26 protein-coding genes, 1 pseudogene and 1 riboswitch are annotated in these 16,774 nt (G+C 38.1%); of the genes and pseudogenes, 16 read left to right on the forward strand and 11 right to left on the reverse strand.

Annotated features, from left to right (window positions below; translation table 11 throughout):
- Window positions 1-344: 344 nt before the first annotated feature.
- A complete protein-coding gene (locus tag ACWYN3_RS00755; protein ID WP_456219428.1) occupies window positions 345-836 on the reverse strand; it encodes a hypothetical protein in 492 nt (163 codons plus the stop codon).
- A complete protein-coding gene (locus ACWYN3_RS00760) occupies window positions 805-2,541 on the reverse strand; it encodes a transglycosylase domain-containing protein (RefSeq protein ID WP_456219429.1) in 1,737 nt (578 codons plus the stop codon). Before ACWYN3_RS00760 ends, ACWYN3_RS00755 begins: the two co-directional genes overlap by 32 nt.
- A gap of 514 nt (window positions 2,542-3,055) precedes the next feature.
- On the opposite strand from ACWYN3_RS00760, the gene ACWYN3_RS00765 reads away from it, so the two are divergent.
- The 12 genes and pseudogenes from ACWYN3_RS00765 to ACWYN3_RS00820 all read left to right on the forward strand — a co-directional run bounded on the left by ACWYN3_RS00765 (window position 3,056) and on the right by ACWYN3_RS00820 (window position 9,763).
- Window positions 3,056-3,520 carry a hypothetical protein gene (locus tag ACWYN3_RS00765; RefSeq protein WP_456219430.1) on the forward strand — a complete coding sequence of 155 codons (465 nt, stop codon included), beginning with the start codon at window positions 3,056-3,058 and terminating at the stop codon, window positions 3,518-3,520.
- On the forward strand, window positions 3,498-3,935 hold the full coding sequence (locus ACWYN3_RS00770; protein WP_456219431.1) for a hypothetical protein: 438 nt from the start codon (window positions 3,498-3,500) through the stop codon (window positions 3,933-3,935). The genes ACWYN3_RS00765 and ACWYN3_RS00770 overlap by 23 nt, the downstream gene beginning before the upstream one ends.
- A 49-nt stretch (window positions 3,936-3,984) precedes the next feature.
- A riboswitch (cobalamin riboswitch) is annotated at window positions 3,985-4,176 on the forward strand.
- A gap of 95 nt (window positions 4,177-4,271) precedes the next feature.
- Window positions 4,272-4,523 (forward strand): hypothetical protein, encoded by a 252-nt coding sequence (locus ACWYN3_RS00775; protein ID WP_456219432.1) that lies wholly within the window; start codon window positions 4,272-4,274, stop codon window positions 4,521-4,523.
- 28 nt (window positions 4,524-4,551) lie between these two features.
- Window positions 4,552-5,727 (forward strand): TonB-dependent receptor, encoded by a 1,176-nt coding sequence (locus tag ACWYN3_RS00780; RefSeq protein ID WP_456219433.1) that lies wholly within the window; start codon window positions 4,552-4,554, stop codon window positions 5,725-5,727.
- Complete coding sequence (locus ACWYN3_RS00785; RefSeq protein WP_456219434.1) at window positions 5,646-6,029, forward strand: TonB-dependent receptor domain-containing protein; 384 nt, start codon at window positions 5,646-5,648, stop codon at window positions 6,027-6,029. The genes ACWYN3_RS00780 and ACWYN3_RS00785 overlap by 82 nt, the downstream gene beginning before the upstream one ends.
- A 44-nt stretch (window positions 6,030-6,073) precedes the next feature.
- The gene (locus ACWYN3_RS00790; RefSeq protein WP_456219435.1) at window positions 6,074-6,313 is read left to right on the forward strand and encodes a hypothetical protein; all 240 of its coding nucleotides are present in this window, start codon (window positions 6,074-6,076) and stop codon (window positions 6,311-6,313) included.
- A gap of 16 nt (window positions 6,314-6,329) precedes the next feature.
- Window positions 6,330-7,466, forward strand: coding sequence for a YncE family protein (locus ACWYN3_RS00795; protein WP_456219436.1), 1,137 nt, complete (start codon window positions 6,330-6,332; stop codon window positions 7,464-7,466).
- A 49-nt stretch (window positions 7,467-7,515) separates the two neighbouring features.
- Window positions 7,516-8,058: a hypothetical protein gene (locus ACWYN3_RS00800; RefSeq protein WP_456219437.1), complete on the forward strand. Its 543-nt coding sequence runs from the start codon at window positions 7,516-7,518 to the stop codon at window positions 8,056-8,058.
- A gap of 80 nt (window positions 8,059-8,138) precedes the next feature.
- Window positions 8,139-8,414: a hypothetical protein gene (locus ACWYN3_RS00805; RefSeq protein ID WP_456219438.1), complete on the forward strand. Its 276-nt coding sequence runs from the start codon at window positions 8,139-8,141 to the stop codon at window positions 8,412-8,414.
- Between the two features lie 174 nt (window positions 8,415-8,588).
- Window positions 8,589-8,672 (forward strand): annotated as a pseudogene (locus ACWYN3_RS00810) (hypothetical protein); the annotation flags it as partial.
- Window positions 8,673-8,801: 129 nt separating this feature from the next.
- Window positions 8,802-9,554 (forward strand): DUF5074 domain-containing protein, encoded by a 753-nt coding sequence (locus ACWYN3_RS00815; protein WP_456219439.1) that lies wholly within the window; start codon window positions 8,802-8,804, stop codon window positions 9,552-9,554.
- Between the two features lie 35 nt (window positions 9,555-9,589).
- Complete coding sequence (locus ACWYN3_RS00820) at window positions 9,590-9,763, forward strand: DUF5074 domain-containing protein (protein WP_456219440.1); 174 nt, start codon at window positions 9,590-9,592, stop codon at window positions 9,761-9,763.
- A 57-nt stretch (window positions 9,764-9,820) separates the two neighbouring features.
- Here ACWYN3_RS00820 and ACWYN3_RS00825 read toward each other — a convergent pair whose 3' ends face one another.
- From ACWYN3_RS00825 to ACWYN3_RS00855, 7 genes are all read right to left on the reverse strand, one after another.
- On the reverse strand, window positions 9,821-10,048 hold the full coding sequence (locus tag ACWYN3_RS00825) for a hypothetical protein (protein ID WP_456219441.1): 228 nt from the start codon (window positions 10,046-10,048) through the stop codon (window positions 9,821-9,823).
- Window positions 10,023-11,567, reverse strand: coding sequence for an STN and carboxypeptidase regulatory-like domain-containing protein (locus ACWYN3_RS00830; RefSeq protein WP_456219442.1), 1,545 nt, complete (start codon window positions 11,565-11,567; stop codon window positions 10,023-10,025). The genes ACWYN3_RS00825 and ACWYN3_RS00830 overlap by 26 nt, the downstream gene beginning before the upstream one ends.
- A complete protein-coding gene (locus tag ACWYN3_RS00835; protein ID WP_456222826.1) occupies window positions 11,567-12,016 on the reverse strand; it encodes a FecR family protein in 450 nt (149 codons plus the stop codon). The genes ACWYN3_RS00830 and ACWYN3_RS00835 overlap by 1 nt, the downstream gene beginning before the upstream one ends.
- Window positions 12,000-12,614, reverse strand: a complete 615-nt coding sequence (locus tag ACWYN3_RS00840; RefSeq protein ID WP_456222827.1) for a FecR domain-containing protein — start codon at window positions 12,612-12,614, stop codon at window positions 12,000-12,002. Before ACWYN3_RS00840 ends, ACWYN3_RS00835 begins: the two co-directional genes overlap by 17 nt.
- Window positions 12,539-13,123, reverse strand: a complete 585-nt coding sequence (locus ACWYN3_RS00845; RefSeq protein WP_456219443.1) for an RNA polymerase sigma-70 factor — start codon at window positions 13,121-13,123, stop codon at window positions 12,539-12,541. Before ACWYN3_RS00845 ends, ACWYN3_RS00840 begins: the two co-directional genes overlap by 76 nt.
- A gap of 47 nt (window positions 13,124-13,170) precedes the next feature.
- The gene (locus ACWYN3_RS00850; protein ID WP_456219444.1) at window positions 13,171-13,731 is read right to left on the reverse strand and encodes a DUF4833 domain-containing protein; all 561 of its coding nucleotides are present in this window, start codon (window positions 13,729-13,731) and stop codon (window positions 13,171-13,173) included.
- Between the two features lie 291 nt (window positions 13,732-14,022).
- Window positions 14,023-14,904, reverse strand: a complete 882-nt coding sequence (locus ACWYN3_RS00855; protein WP_456219445.1) for a hypothetical protein — start codon at window positions 14,902-14,904, stop codon at window positions 14,023-14,025.
- A gap of 230 nt (window positions 14,905-15,134) precedes the next feature.
- Here ACWYN3_RS00855 and ACWYN3_RS00860 point away from each other — a divergent pair, with 230 nt between their 5' ends.
- From ACWYN3_RS00860 to ACWYN3_RS00875, 4 genes are read left to right on the forward strand one after another with little or no spacing between them, the layout of a single operon-like run.
- Window positions 15,135-15,320: a hypothetical protein gene (locus tag ACWYN3_RS00860; RefSeq protein WP_456219446.1), complete on the forward strand. Its 186-nt coding sequence runs from the start codon at window positions 15,135-15,137 to the stop codon at window positions 15,318-15,320.
- Between the two features lie 18 nt (window positions 15,321-15,338).
- On the forward strand, window positions 15,339-15,497 hold the full coding sequence (locus tag ACWYN3_RS00865; RefSeq protein ID WP_456219447.1) for an ORF6N domain-containing protein: 159 nt from the start codon (window positions 15,339-15,341) through the stop codon (window positions 15,495-15,497).
- A 50-nt stretch (window positions 15,498-15,547) separates the two neighbouring features.
- Entirely contained in the window at window positions 15,548-15,760 is a 213-nt protein-coding gene (locus tag ACWYN3_RS00870) for a hypothetical protein (protein WP_456219448.1), read from the forward strand.
- 57 nt (window positions 15,761-15,817) lie between these two features.
- Window positions 15,818-16,057: a hypothetical protein gene (locus tag ACWYN3_RS00875; RefSeq protein WP_456219449.1), complete on the forward strand. Its 240-nt coding sequence runs from the start codon at window positions 15,818-15,820 to the stop codon at window positions 16,055-16,057.
- A 210-nt stretch (window positions 16,058-16,267) separates the two neighbouring features.
- Here ACWYN3_RS00875 and ACWYN3_RS00880 read toward each other — a convergent pair whose 3' ends face one another.
- Window positions 16,268-16,426, reverse strand: coding sequence for a hypothetical protein (locus tag ACWYN3_RS00880; RefSeq protein WP_456219450.1), 159 nt, complete (start codon window positions 16,424-16,426; stop codon window positions 16,268-16,270).
- Window positions 16,426-16,770, reverse strand: a complete 345-nt coding sequence (locus ACWYN3_RS00885) for a hypothetical protein (protein WP_456219451.1) — start codon at window positions 16,768-16,770, stop codon at window positions 16,426-16,428. The genes ACWYN3_RS00880 and ACWYN3_RS00885 overlap by 1 nt, the downstream gene beginning before the upstream one ends.
- Window positions 16,771-16,774 lie beyond the last annotated feature (4 nt).

A 16,774-nucleotide genomic window follows, 5' to 3' on the forward strand; every position in this document is an offset into this window, starting at 1 on the left:
GACGGTATGGAAAATAAAGAAATACAATACGCATTTTTAGTCTGATCAGACAGATACTTCCGGATTTCCCTGAGTTATACAGAGAAATGGAACAGTTCAAAAATAACCTGTTAAGCCGTGATACGTAAAAAGGTCAGCAAGAATTATATCCGGCTGACCTTTTTGCATAATATTCATGGAGGCTATTTAGCTTTACCCTCGTTCTTTATCTTCTCTTCGTCCTTTTTTTTTTTCTTCTTCTCTTTTCTTATCCTTTTCTTCCTGACGTTTTTTTTTTTCTTTTCAATTCTCTTTCTTCTTTTCTTGTTAACGGTACAGCTGGTACAAGTTGTTTGAGAGCTGGCTCAGGATTTTTTTTGAGTCTCACTTTTTACTTCATCCTGTTTTTCTAAGGGTTTATCACCGTCTAATGGAACGGCCGCGTGTAGAGAATCTGTAGCTACGCTATCTGTTTTAGCGGTGTCTACAGCATAAACAGGAGTAGGACAATTATAGTTTCTTGTAATCGGAACAGTTGCTTTCGGAAATGGGCCATAAGTATAACCGGTACTTTTATCATGATATACTTTTTCCATAAACTTAGCAAAAATTGGTAAAGCTGTACGTGAACCTTCACCAGTTTCACCATTCTTAAAGTGTGCAGAACGTTCATCACAACCTACCCAAACACCAGTTACCAGGTCTTTTGTGATTCCCATATACCAGGCATCTACATAGTCTGAAGATGTTCCTGTTTTACCACCAATCTGGTTGTTTTCTTTCCAAAGATCCCATTCCCATAATGCTCTTGATGTTCCGCCTGGTTCATCCATTCCACCTCTGAACATATAAAGCATTAACCAGGCAATTTCTTCTGAAAGTTTTTTTTTTAGTTTTAGCTACGAAGTCTTCCAGAACGTTACCATCCTGGTCAGTGATCTTTTCGACTAAAATAGGATCAGTTCTTACTCCTTTGTTAAGGAATGTACCGTAAGCTCTTACCATTTCAAATACTGAAACGTCATTAGGACTAAAACTTACGGAAGGGACAGATTCTAAATGACTATCAATACCACATTCGTGAGCCCATTTAACAACATTTTCCCAACCTACTTTTTCTGTTACCTGTGCGGTGATTGTATTGATAGAACGGCCCATTGCAGCACGCAGAGAAGTTTCCCGGTAACTATTTTGCCAGTTGGCATTTCTAGGCTCCCAATATTCTGTTTTACCTTTTTCTTCGTATTTGATCTTAACGGGTTTGTCTATAAAGGTGTCACAAGGGCCCATACCGCTTTCAAAGGCAGCCAGATAAGCAAAAGGCTTAAAAGTAGATCCAGCCTGACGCTTAGACTGATTTACGTGATCGTATTTAAAGAACTTATGATCTAAGCCACCTACCCAGACTTTAATTTTACCGTTAAAAGGATCCAGGGTCATCATACCGGTATTCATAATTTTACCGTAATAACGGATAGAATCCAGTGTAGAAAAGAGTGTATCGCGATCACCCTTATAAGTGAAGATTTTCATCATCTTCTTCTTATTAAAATAAGCGGTTACCGAATCAGGTTTGTTCGGATATTTTTTCTCAAGCATGGCATAAATCGGAAGATTTTTCATTGCCCGGCCAGGATAATCAACTTTCTTTTTCTCTGAATCCTGCCATGGATCTTCTTTTCCCCATACACTGTAGAATCTTCGCTGAACCACTTTCATTTGTTCTGCAACAGCTTCTTCTGCATATTTTTGCAGTTTGGAATCAATTGTAGTATAGATTTTCAGACCATCTTCGTATAAGTCATACCCATTTTTATCGCACCAGTTCTCCAGGTATTTAGCTACTGCGGCTCTCAGGTATGAATCTCCATCACTGCCTTCATCTTCTCTTCCTTCTTTAAGTTTAACTGGCGTGTTTTTATAAGTTGTAAGTTCAGTAGCGGTAATATAACCGTACTTATTCATTTGTGATAAAGAAACGTTTCTTCGTTCTAAAGCTCTTTCAGGATAACGTACAGGATTATAAGTTGTCGTTCCCTTCAGCATACCCACTAATAGGGCAGATTCTGGTACGCTCAGTGAATCCGTTTGTTTATCAAAATATACCCTTGCCGCAGTTTTTATTCCATAAGCGTTGTTACCGAATGAAACTGTATTAAGATACATGGTGATGATATCATTTTTAGAATAGTTGGATTCCAGTTTTACAGCTGTCATCCATTCTTTTAATTTAGAAACGATAGTTCTGATCACCGGAATGTGTTTAATAAAGCCCTGTGATTTGTTATACCGTGTGCGGTACATGTTTTTGGCCAGCTGCTGGGTAATTGTACTTGCACCTCGTTTATCGCCCGTGGCCGTTGAAATTCCGCTTGATAACAGAGACCTGAAGTCAATACCCATGTGTTTATAGAAACGAACATCTTCTGTTGCGACCAATGCATTGATTACACTAGGAGAGATCTGTTTGTAAACAACCGGAGTACGGTTCTCTTTGTAATATCTGCCAATCAGTTTTCCATCTGAAGTGTATAATTCAGAGCCTACACTTTGCGTAGGCATTTTTATATCCTTGTAAGAAGGTGAGTAGCCAAAAAGCCACAGGAAATTTAATTGAAGTGCGCAAAAGAAAATGATGATACAGAAAATAAATACAGAGAAATAACGCAGGTATTTATTATGGATCTCTTTAAACATACGATATGGTCAAAAATTAGTAAAACAGTATAAGTTAATTCTTATTAGAATCTGTTTGAATTTATAAGGTAAAAATATTCAGCTATCAAATATAGGTGGTAATCTATTTCCTGTCTAAATTCAAAAAGGTTCAAAGAACATTATGTGCAAATTAACGTAAATAAATCACTAAAATTTTTGTCATTATAAAATACGTTGTCGTTATTGGGGTGTATGTACCATCAGTGATCTGATTCTCCTTGATTATCAGGCCTTTTTTTTGAATTAAAATTGGCTGGAAGCGGATATCCCTGATAGTATTTAATATATGTAAAACCTGAATTGGCATATTTTGTGCTGATCACCACAATCAATACTATCCTATCATTATCAATTATCCATGAGTAAAGAAACCGAACGCTTTTTAGCACCCGCAGGACAAAAAATAAAATTGAAAGATTATAGTACCCATTTTGATGGCGATCTGGGTAAAAAGGTTGGAAAGGCAACGCTTGCTTCTATTAAGGAGAAGCTGAGTAATTATCAGGAAACCTTATATGCTGAAAATTCACATTCTGTGCTGATCATTTTTCAGGCCATGGATGCTGCTGGAAAGGATAGTGCGATTTCACATGTGATGTCTGGCTTAAATCCTCAGGGCTGCCAGGTATATAGTTTTAAAACACCTAATGCCAGTGAGTATGCACATGATTTTTTATGGAGACATTATATCGCCCTGCCCCAGAGAGGAAGGATTGGTATCCATAACAGGTCACATTATGAAAATGTGCTGGTTTGTAAAGTTCATCCGGAATATGTACTGAATGAAAGAATCCCCGGATATGATGAAGTCAAAAATAGATAAAAACTTCTGGAAAGCGCGATATGAAAGTATCCGTAATTTTGAACAGCAGCTCACTGAAAGCGGAACAGTAATCCTCAAGTTTTTTCTCTATGTTTCTGAAGAAGAGCAAAAAGTTCGTTTTCTGGATAGAATCAATGATCCTTCAAAGAACTGGAAGTTCTCGTCCGGGGATATTGCAGAAAGAGCGTTGTGGAAAGATTATATGACTGCTTACGAAGATGCAATTACAGAAACTTCAACTGAAAATGCACCGTGGTACATTATTCCGGCAGATAAAAAATGGTTTGCGCGTTTAACAATCAGCCAGATTCTGGAAGAAACCTTCAAAGAGATGAAACTTAAATATCCTGTATTGCCGGAAGAGGAAATGGCTAAATTGGAAGAGTATAAGAAACAATTAATGGGTGAAGATTAAAACTGTTTAAAATTAAACAGCTTCTTTAATTCTATGTCGTTTATTTTAATAACTTTGCGTTGCTTTTGGTTCTTGATCTTATCGATCAGGATTAAAAGGGAATATGGTGTAAATCCATAACTGTCCCGCAGCTGTAAGCTCTGTAACGGAATTCATATCCAGCCACTCAGATAATATATTATGGGGAAGGCGTGAACCTCCGGGAGTAAGTCAGAAGACCTGCCTCTAGCATTATAATTTCATAGCTTTCGGGGATTGAAGCTAGGGGTGAGTGCTTTTTATTGACGTAATCATTTCCTTAATCTGCTGTTTGCTGTGGGTAACCCTCACAACAAAATGACCAAAAGAAAATTTGCCTATGGTGGCATCTATAGTTCTTTTTTCGGCTTTTCTGCTATCTTATGGCTAGGGGTTTTTGTGCCCTTTAGTTCTTCTGCGCAAACCGATTCTGTTAAAAAGGCGAAAGAGCTTAAAGAAGTTTCTATTCGTGCAATTAAACTGGGCAAAAGACAGCTTTCAGCTTCTCCTTTACAGATTTTATCGGGTAAGGACCTCGAAAGAAATAGTAGCTTATCTGTCTGTTGCTGATGCGATCCGTTTTTTTTCTGGCGTGCAATTGAAGGATTATGGAGGGATTGGCGGCCTCAAAACTATTAATGTAAGGAGTATGGGAACTAACCATACTGCCGTATTTTATGATGGTGTACAGTTAGGGAATGCGCAAAACGGACAAGTCGATCTTGGAAAATTCTCTTTAGATAATATTGATGAAATAGAACTTTACAATGGACAGAAGAGTACCATTTTCCAATCTGCCAGAGGTTTTGCTTCCGGAAGCTCCATTTATCTTAATGCCAAACAGCCTGAATTCGAAAACGGACAAACCGATCATATCAAAGCCGCTGTTAAAACAGGTTCATTTGGGCTGATTAATCCAACCTTATTATGGCAGCATAAAATCAGCGATGCGGTTTCGGCCTCTGTCAGTACAGAATATAAAAATGCTAACGGCAGATATAAGTTTCATTATACTAATGGTGTGTATGATTCTGTATTTGTACGGAAAAATGCAGACATAGAAACAATGCGGATAGAAGCTGGACTGAATGGTAAGTTGCCGGACAGCAGTACCTGGACGGCCAGGGTTTATTTTTACAAAGATCACCAGGGGTTGCCCGGAGCTATTGTAAACAATGTCTATGACTTTAGCCAGCGGTTATGGAACGAGAACTTCTTTGCACAAACTACTTATAAAAAAGAAGCCGGAAGGTATAACCTGATGGTAGCAGCAAAGTTTGCAAATGACTATTCAAGGTATCTGAATCCTGATTATGTGAAAGAGACCGGGCTTCTAAATAATGTCTATAAACAGCGGGAGCTTTATTTGTCAGTTGCCAACCGATATAAAATCAATTCATTCTGGGATATTGTGTTGTCTGGTGATTATCAACGTAATACGCTGGATGCCAATCTTGAGCGGTTTCCTTATCCTACGAGAAATGCCTTTCTGACTGCACTGGCTACACAAATTCACTTTGATAGAATTGATATACAGGCTAATTTATTAAATACTTATGTAAATGATAAGGTAGAACAATATTATTCTGCCGGAAACAAACATATGCTTTCACCGACGGTGATGGTTTCCTGGCAACCTTTTAATCAGAAAGAATTCCGGATACGAAGTTTTTCTATAAGAACATTTTCCGGATGCCTACTTTTAATGATTTATATTATACCCAGATCGGTAATACATTCCTCAGACCAGAATACACAAAACAGTATGATTTAGGATTGACTTATATCAGGGCGTTTGAAGGCAAACTGCTTCAACAGGTTTCTGTTCAGACAGATGCTTATTATAATACCGTAAAAGATAAGATTGTCGCTGTGCCGGGAGCCAACCTGTTCCGCTGGAGCATGCAGAATATTGGCCGTGTAGAGATTAAAGGATTGGATGTGAATGTACAGACGGCCTGGAAGATCACAAATGATCTCCTTTTGAATACAGGACTTACCTATACCTATCAGCAGGCACTGAACGTGACCGATGTCAAACTAAATTACAGAAATCAGATCCTTATATCCCATTAAACAGCGGCTCTTTTCTGCTGGGTGCAGACTGGAAAAACTTTGCGATGAACTATAGCTATATCTATACCAGTGAGCGATATGATCAAAGTGCTAATAATAATAAAAATTATGTACCAGCCTGGTATACTCATGACATTGCATTTCACTATACAAAGACATTAAATAAACAGCGTTTCAGGCTTTCAGCAGAAGTAAATAATCTGTTGAACCAGTATTACGATGTGATCACCAATTTTCCAATGCCGGGTCGTTCTTACCGGTTCACCTTAGCATATTCTTATTAAACCAAATTATAAAAAAATGAAAAAGCAAACCGCTTATTGTTTATCACTGGTCGTTTTGGCAACAGTATCCCTGTTTTCCTGCAGGAAGGATCCACAACTGATTCTTGAAGATGAAATCGTTGTGCCGCCTGGCCCGTCAACACCTGTAAAAGGTTTTTACCTGGTTAATGAAGGTAACATGAATATGAATAGAGCTTCATTAGACTTCATGGATTTACAAACCGGTATTTACCGCAGAAATATCTATAATCAAGCTAATCCGACAGTTGTTAAGGGGCTGGGAGATGTAGGTAACGATGTCGGTGTATATGGTTCGAAATTATATGTAGTAGTTAATATCTCTAATAAAGTAGAAGTTATGGATGTTAAAACAGGCAAACGTCTCAGCCAGATTAACATTACGAACTGCAGATATATTACTTTCCATAAAGGAAAAGCTTATGTAAGTGCTTATCTGGGCACAGTAGGCGATCCTTCAGCACCAAATGGTATTGTTGCGGAAATTGATACCACATCGCTTACAGAAACCAGAAGGATAAATGTTGGCCGTCAGCCTGAGGAAATGGCAGTTGTCAGAGAAAAGCTATATGTAGCTAATTCTGGAGGTTATACACCAAGTAATTATGAAAGAACAGTTTCAGTAATTGATTTGAATAGCTTTCAGGTAGTGAATAAGATTGATGTTGGTGTTAACCTGCATCGTCTTAAAGCGGATAAATATGGTGATTTATACGTAACCTCAAGAGGTGATTATTATGATATTCCTTCTAAACTTTTTGTAATTGATACTAAAACTGAGAAGGTGAAGAAAACCTTTGATATTGGTGTGAGTAATCTTGTCATAGATGATAACTCTGCTTATTTCTATAGTTCAGAATTCAGTTACATCACAGGAGGATATGTGATTAAGTACGGTATTATTGATGTGAAAAATGAAGTCCTTACGGATAAAAAATTCATTACTGATGGTACTGATAAAGATATTACCATTCCTTACGGAATTGCAGTCAATCCTTATACTAAAGATGTATTTATAACTGATGCAAAGGATTATGTTTCGCCTGGTACACTTTACAGCTTTGATCCCACTGGTAAGAAGAGATATGAAGTTGCAACAGGTGATATCCCTGCGCATTTTGCTTTTGTTTATTAATCAACCTAAATCATAACATGATGAAAACTCTACAAAGTAATTTAATCCTTTGGCAATTGCACTTGTTGCAGCTATTGCATTCACAGGATGTAAAAAAGACGTAAATAATGACGTTAAAACAGGAACTCCGGTAAGAGAAGTAACCGCCGCCAGCAGTAAATTTATTACTAAAGTATTTGAATACCTGCCTGCTCCGGGACAGTTTATCAACGAAAGTCTGGGCAGTCTGGCTGGTGCACAGCGGATTATTGGTGATGTTAGTCAGACAGGTATGATTTCATTAGGAGGTTATGGTGGCTATGTCGTTTTTTTTGGATTTGATCATTCTATTACCAACAGACAAGGTTATGACCTTGCAATCTATGGTAATCCATTAGGCCCAGCCTTACAGTGGTCAGAACCGGGTATTGTGATGGTAAGCCAGGATAGTAATGGTAATGGTTTACCGGATGATCAATGGTATGAACTTGCCGGCAGTGAATACAATGCCGCAGGAACTATCAAAAACTATGAAATTACTTATACCAATCCTAATGCTACAGCAAATGTAAACTGGACTGGACAGATAATCAGGGACAATCAGGACAGGTAGAGATTAACAGATATCATAATCACAATTATTATCCACTGTTTGCACCAAATCAGGTAAGCACTACTTTTAAAGGAACATTATTGAATTCTACATGGGGTAAAAATGGTGAGATTTTCATTAATAACCCTTTTGCATGGGGATATACAGATAGCTGGTCAACTGGTGATAATTATGCTGATAACATGTATAACTCATTCGATATTTCATGGGCTGTAAACAGCACAGGACAGGCTGTTAACCTTACTACAATTGATTTCGTAAAGGTTTATACAGGTCAGAACGAAAAAGGCAATACAATGTTAGGTGAAATTTCTACCGAAGTAAGGGGGGCCGCAGATTTAAATATTAACAACTAATCAATACAATGAATAAAAAAAAAAATCAATACCATATGTATTTGCCAGTTTAGCTATACTAGCGATCGCATCTTGTAAAAAGGACAATGAGAAAGAGCTTTTAATTAAGCCAGAGGTGGTGGCTGAACAATTAGCTAAAGGAGGAAAAGACTCGATTACAATTAATGATACTTTATTCCTGCACCCAAAGCTGAAAAAAATAATAAAAGTGCAGTTTACAGCTGGACAGTTAATGGTGCGCGTAAAGGATCTGACTCTGTCTTTACCTTTAAAGGAACAGATCAGGGGGATTATAAGATCAATTTTAAAGCAGCAACGCCTGGTGGCGAAATTAGTGTTGATTATCAGATTCATGTATGGGGTAAATATGAGAATGGTTTTTATATCGTGAACGAGGGCTGGTTTGGTCATGGAACGGGAACGGTAAGTTTCTTCCGTTTCAATACCAATAAAATGGAAGACAGCATTTTTGTTAAAGAAAATCCAACGAAAAATCTGGAACCTAAATCATCTACGCTGCAATCGGGTGTTATTTTTAACAAAAAGTTCTACCTGATTTCAAAGGTAGGCGGGCCAATGGTAGTTACGGACGAATATAGTATGAAAGAGGTAGCCCGTATACCAGGTCAGGGTGGTAATGACTGGCGCTCTTTTGTTGGTGTTAATGAAACCAAAGGTTTAATCAGTTCTGGTAAAGGAGTATTCCCACTTGATCTGAATACCTTAGTTGTAGGTCAAAAGATTGCTGATGTTGGCGGACAGGTTGGTGATATGATCAAAGAAGGTAATTATATCTTTGTACTCTCTTCAACTGACGGTGTTGTGATCCTGAATGCCTCTGATAATACAGTGGTGAAAAAGATTGCTGGCGCATCAGTTGGTTTTGCACGTACTATTGATGGTAGTATATGGGCAGCAGGAGGAACTAAATTGTTTAAAATCAACTCTGCAGTTGAGGTTGAGACAATTACAGTACCTTTCATAATTTCTGGTTCATGGGGTGCATGGCATCCGGGATCTATTACAGCATCTACCAAAGAGAATGCTGTATTCTTTGCTAAAAACGGATCTTTTAGCGGTGGTACAGAAATCTATAAATATATTCCCGGAATGAGGCTTCTCTGGCTAAGGCATTTTTAAAATTACCTGCCGGTAAGATTTTTTATGGTGCTGGTTTGAGTTATAATTCGAAACTGGATCAGTTATTGGTAAGTACTGTACAGTCAGGTTTCGGAGAAAACTTTAAAGCTAACAACTTATATTTTTATGACCCGATAACGGCTGCAGTTAAAAAGACAGTTTCCTATGATGGTTACTATTTCCCTTCGGTCATAGTAAACCATAAGTAATTATAAAGACCTTGTGTGTGTTGTAACCCCTTTTGCTATAATGGTAAAGGGGGTTCTTTAAAATAAGGTAATTCCAACATTCCAGCCCAGCCATCCTCTGAGCTGACTGTTGAATGCATGCGCATAATCCGGAGCTACCTGCTGCTTATAGCCTTTTATACCAGAGCCTTCCGGGCGATTTGCGTTATAGAGTGAATAGGACGGACCTCCAAAAATAGTCAGTCCGTTAAATATTTTGAATTGTAGACTTACCTGTAATTTATTCAGTCCGTCCGGAGACCTCATCCCAATTGCCGGTAGTAATTAGCTGAGCATTATATTCAACAGCAAGAGATAGCTTTTTATTCATCGCCATATCATGTCCAAGGCCAAAGCCTATAGTTGTAATCTTTGCTGTATCTGAAAAATTATGACCTGCCATCAGGATGGAATATAGTTTATGAGTACCAGTTTTGATACTTAAATTGGCATTAATGAGTTCATTACTGGACAAACTGATTTTATGATATCCATTTTTTTTGACCAGGTTAAGCAGGCCAATACTATAACCTGAGGAACTGTCAGCAACATTCACCAATCCGAATTGTACACCTTTAACTATTTTTGCATAGTTAAATAATCCAGCGATCTGGACTCCTTTCATAGTTCCACCAGTCATATTAGCGGCTCCTGCCATTTGTACACCTTTAAAATCTTTGCGGGTACGATTGTATATGCCGGCAACCTGAAATCCACTCATATCTCCTTTGACTATATTGATAGCCCCTGCCATCTGTATCCCATCGGCATTGCCACGAACATGATTGGACAGACCACCCACCTGCATGGCATCTATATTTCCAATAACAGAATTTACAGCTGCAGCCATCTGTACACCTTCTACAGATCCACCAACAATATTGAACAATCCCGCAATCTGGACGAAACGTACATCAGTTTTGTCCATGTTGAACAAACCTGCCATCTCAATGCCATTCAAGCCTGCAGAGTATCCGCCCAAAATATTAAAGGAAGCTTTATTGATTACCTGTGAACTCATCATTCCGTGTGAACTCAGACCCGGCGTAAGAGATGCTTGAAAAGGGCTGTTAGCCAGGAAACCGGATATATTTAAACTCTGGAACCTTTGTTTCGAAGAGACAAAGAATCTTCCAATGCCCAGATTTTCTACCACATTGCTTATCCTGGTTTTGCGTCCTGAGGTGGTATCCTCATATCCTTCTGGTTTTATATTGATATTGGATAGAAAAATCAGCGTGGTATCCCGGTAAGCTTCTTTACTGGCAGTCAGTATCACTTCGTTATAATCACCTTTGAAACGAAGTTTAAAATAACCATCGTTATTAGTTAAGGTAGATTGAAGCAGCCGTTTTTCGTAAACACTGGCCTGTTTGATTCTGGAGCCTGTTTTAGTATCAACAACATAACCGCTGATCAGGTATAAGCGTTCAGCGGTAGTGATGTTTTCTGGTTCTATAGTGAGGTGTAATGTTGCCAGCCGGAGAATAACATGTTGTCCGTTCTCTTTATAATCGACTTTACCTCTGAACAATTGATCAAGGACAGTTCTTATAGGAGTGTTCTGAACAGAAAGTGTAACAAGGCTGTCAGTATTAAATAAGTTACCCTGGTAAGAAAAGTAAAAATTGCCGGAAGTACTGATCTGACTCAATACTTCGGCAATCTTTTGATTTTTTACTTTTATAGTAACTCTTCTGGATAAGTTTTCAGCATGATTATCCTGCTGTGCATGTAGCTTACATACAAAAAATAAAAGGCATAGTACAAGTAATGTCTTGTTCATTATAATTTGTTTACCAGGAGGATTTTTCCTTCACTATGCACCTGTTTAATATCCAGTGTCTGACAGATAGTTTGTAAAATATGATCCAGTGAATCCTCTGTAAAAGTAGTTGTGAGCGTTAGGTTTTTGATACGTGGGTCTTCAATAACAATATTTACCTGGTAGGCCTCGTTTAAGGCTTCTATAAATCTCGAAAGTGAGGTGTTATTGAGGGTAAAGGCTTTGCTACGGTAATAATTATATAACTGATCCGTATTTCTTTCTTTTTTTAATTCAGCTGTTCCATTCTTTATAAATACTTTTTCTCCTTTATGTAATTCTACGGAGGCACTGCCGATGCTTACTTTTACGATACCAGTTTCTACAATAACTTCTGTTTCTTCATTTGCGTGTTTAACATTGAAGGAAGTGCCAACTACCTTTATTTTTACCTTATCTACATCGATGATGAATGGTTTTCTTTGTTCGGTGTGTCACTTTGAAGAATATTTCTCCTTTTTGTAAACGGATTGCCCGGTGATCGGTGAAATTACTGGCAAAGCTCATTAATGAGTTTTTATTTAGTGTCAATACTGAGCCGTCAGGAAGTGTTTTAACAATAACTTCTTTACCTGCACCGACTGGTATATAATCTGTGGCACCAAAAAATCGATAAGTACTCCATATTCCTGCTGCAATGAGGAATATAGCTGCAATTTTAAGCCATCCATATTTGTAGCGTAATGGAACAATTTTAGCTTCCTGTTCAACAGGTGCAGCAACTCTGGCTTTAAATTTCTTCCATGCCTGTTCTTCGTCTATTGTACTAACTGGCTCCAGCTTTTTACTTGTTTCCCAAATCTGTTTAAAATGGTCATAGTAAGTCTTATTAGCCGGATCTTCAGCTATCCAATGCAGTACTTCTGAATTTTCTTCAGTACTTGTCTCGTTTAATAAATACTTTATTAAAAGTTCATCTCTAATCGCCCATCTTAATTCAAAAAATCCTTGTAAAACATTATTCCCAATATAATAAGGGCTAAAAAATCGACCAGCTTTAAGCGTAATATTCTCAAAGCTTTCCCCATCTGGCTTTCTACTGTTTTAATAGAAAGACCCAGCTGGTCAGCAATTTCTCTGTATTTTAACTCTTCAAACCTGCTCATGTGAAATATAAGCCGGCATTGTTCAGGTAAATCTTCCATTGCTCTATGTACTCTGGATTCCAATTCATTTAATTCTATTCTGTGTGAAGCAGGTTCGCTGGCCTGAGAAGTATGAAGTGTAAAGTTCTGATAACGTGTTTTTACCTTTTCATGCTTCAGGAAATTCAGGGTGTCATTGTGGACACATTTATACAGGTAGGCTTTTACTGAGGTTTCGATATTCAGCAGCGCTCTGTTTTCCCAGAATTTCATAAATCTGTTCTGCACAATTTCTTCCGCCATCTCGTCATCACGAATCATCGTGTTTACATAAATATGCAAGGCCTTATAGTGCGCTTTAAACAATTGTTCAAAAGCGGTGTCATCGTATTCAATAGGTGCAGTTAGCGTCACAGTTTCGGTTAATTCCACGTGGTATGTCTTCTCCAAATATATTAAATTCTGCTTCTCCGGTTATCTCAAATATTAATTCTTCGTAAAATTTCTCTTCCATTAGCAGTGTCTACTGCAACCAGATCGATATATTGTACCTTAGGATACCAGAAGGAGCACCTGTCTAATTTGATAAACATTCTTTTGAGCAGATAGGGCTGGCCCTCATCTTTGATATAGATCTTGTATTTGTTGTCAGCCTGAGAGCGCTTCAGGTATAAAGGTAATTTGGTGTAGGCTGTCAAATGAATTTCATATTCATCATATCCTAAATTCTGACTCTGCACGCCATAGACGTATTTCCTTTCAGTACTGGTTAATTCTTCCCGTTTGCCGTCTTCTGCGTACATAATCCAGGAAACCTTAACCGGAGCCTGACTGCATAGCGTCCCGTCTTCATTGAGGTTCAACTCGTAAACGACTGTATTGGCATCAGGACTTTTCTGAATAAAAAACAATAGGTTTTCTATGCGTGCGGCCATGGGATCCTTTTCTCCGAAAGGCTGCGCGCTTAATGAGCTTACTATCGTTAATAGTATCAGTGATACGATTTTAATAGTTTTAAGAGCTTTTCTGAATAAGGTCATAATTTAAATTATTGAGATAGATATTTTAATGATTTTTGTTAGAATATATACTGTACGCCTCCGATATAACCTGCATAAATCCCCTGGAGTCTGGAGCCAGTTTTACTATCCCATTTGGAGATGAATTTCTCTGTCAGTTCTCTGCCTTCAGTTGTATTGGTGTTTACGTAATTGAAGGTTGGCCCTCCGAAGATTTCAATATGTGGCGTGATTTTGAATGCAGGAAGGATTCTGATTGAGGATTTAAAATATTCTCCGACTTTAAAGCTGTGTAAAGAGTTAGCAGCTAATTCAATTCAATATTAAACGGAAGGCTTGTGAAGTGTATACATGTGCACCAAATCCGGCTTCAAAAGCGTATACTTCTTTGTCGTTCTTGAAATTATAACCTGCTCCAATGATTCCATAAATAATTCTTCCTCCTGATCTGAAGGTTAACATAGTGGTCAGATTGTCGTCAACGGTTATACCAATACTTTTTTCTCCATTTTTAATCAGGTTGATTAAGCCAATTGGATAGTCAGAGCTGTCAGCCACATTCATAAAAGCGGCAACTTGTACGCCTTTGACTTTTTTAGCAATGTTCATAAAACCTGCAACCTGTGAGGATGTGTTTTTAGCTTTGTTCAGGAAACCAGCTACTTGTATACCTTTAGTGTTGTCTGCAAGGTTAGCAAACCCTGCTACCTGTGAAGAGACGTCTTTTGATTTGTTCAGGAAACCGGCAACCTGAAAACCTGTTGAGTTTTGTGCGAGATTCATAAAACCTGCTACTTGTGCACCTTTCATGTCATTTGATTTGTTAAGAAAGCCGGCAACGGAGAGGCCCTGACTCTCTCCGGTGATATTCATTAAGCCGGCTACTCTTGTCCCTTCTGCTTTTTGACCAATATGGTTTGAGACCCCAGCGATCTGGACACCTTTTGAGGTGTGATGGATAACGTTGGTTACACCTGCAAGGGTAAACCCGTCTTCTGCTGCTGATACACCTGCAAGTAAGTTAAAGGAGAAGGAATTGCTGTCTAGTGGTGCGTGTCTACCGTTACTGCTTAAAGGGTAGATTAAACCTATATGTGTTTTAGATGGTTTGTTTTGAGCGTATAATGCTGTACTGGTTAATAGGGTTAGCATCGCTGTTTTCAGGATGCTGATTGTATAAGGTTTTATGTTCATTTTGTTGTTGTTTTAGTCTAGGGACAACGAGGTTAAGGTTTACCCTTACGTGGATTTGAAATTTATTTACAAACCGTCATTTAGGGAGGGATTTCAAAAAAGATCACAACTGTTTTCGGGCCGCGTTCATCTCTGAAGGGATGAACAATGCCCGAAAACAGTTGTGATCTTTTTTGAAATTTCTAACTGGTGGTTTGCAGATGCGTTCAAATAGGTAAGGAGACACCTTAATGGGGGGAGTTGGGGAGGGAGGTGACAGATTGAGTTATGGTTTGATGGCGAAACTGGGTGGTGTAGTTGGACTGCTGGTTGGGATTTTTTGGTTGGCGAAGCTGGGCTGGAAATTAGATTATAGTTTGAGGTCGCGATTTGTGACCTCCAAAGAAAACTGTCGGGTAAATAAATTACCAGGCTGAATCTGAACCGCAATACATTTGTATGATGGGTATATTAAATACAATTACTACCGTTTCCCGGAAGATTTTATGTTTGAAATGAATAAAGAAGAGCTTGAAAATTGGAGGTCACAATTTGTGACCTCCAAAGAAGACCGTCAGGGATTGCGTTATATGCCTTTTTGTTTTACTGAATAAGGTGTAACTATGTTGTCTTGCGTGTTAAATAGCGAAAGGGCCATTCATGTGTGAATATACAGATTATTCGAATCTATACAGGGATTCGTGAAATGTTGCTGTTGCATAAAGATGTATCATTACTGGTTGAACAGGTAGAAAAGAAACTTTTGAAGCAGGATGAGAAGATAGAGGTGCTGTTTACTTATTTGAGCAAGTTTATTGAAAAGGAAGATAAGCCCCGTGTGGAGATCGGTTTTAAACAGAAAGGCGGGAAATTTTAGTATTATTTTTCAACAGCTATTGTTTTACTAAATATATTAGCATAATATTGCTGGTATATGGAAAAGGAATTTAACAGGAGACTGAATAGCCATCTAAATCAATGGGTAGAGAACAGTCAGTCATCAGGCTGGTCTGCTACGGAGGGAAGTTTTTTTTTTTATGTTGATGAAGATAGCTCTGTGAAGGTTAATCTGAATAAGCTCAGTGAGGAATATAAGGCCAGACAGATCGTTAGCCAGCCAGGGAATTATTGCAACGCTTTTTTACAAATGATAGATAGACATATACCTGATTGATTTTTTAATCCAGTTTGGTGTTAAGTCTTATAAGTTCAGATTTGTGTTTGTTCTGTTTGGCACCATCGCAAAGGATTACTTTGTAAGCACGAAATAGGGGAATTGTTATAATCCGCCTTCAGCTAATGATTTGAATGCTGAAGACGGGAATAAGGAATCGCAGCCGGCCGGGTGGCCAGTTTTGATGACGAAACTGAGGGGATAAATGAATTATTCTTTGTTGAAGATGTAGGTACTGCCCAATCTTGTTGCAATGACTTGCTTTTTAAGCAGGTTAAACTCTAAAACGACGCCTATTGGTTCAGCCGTAAATTTATCTTTTCCGGTCGCTTCCAATGGATATGCATTTTGTCCGCTCGCCTGAATCATTAAGGTTTTATTATTTTTGGTGATAGTAATTTTAAAAGGTATTTCTTTATTGGAATAAATACCGGGGTATTGCTCTGAATCTTTGTCTGAAATTTGAAATGTTGTAAAAGCTGGAATTTCAAATGGTTTATTTTATTATAGATACTGTTTAGCATCGTGGTTATAATCTTATTATTGTTATAATTTGAACCGTTTGAGGTTAAGGCAACAGCGATTTTATCAGATGGGTAATAGATGTAGACTGAACTGAAACCATCAATACCACCAGTATGGCCGAAACCTGTTTTATCATCAAATGGGAATTTAGCCAGACCCATTCCATGACCATCTTTGATTGTTTGCATTTGA

The sequence above is a fragment of the Pedobacter sp. NJ-S-72 genome (assembly GCF_053890575.1).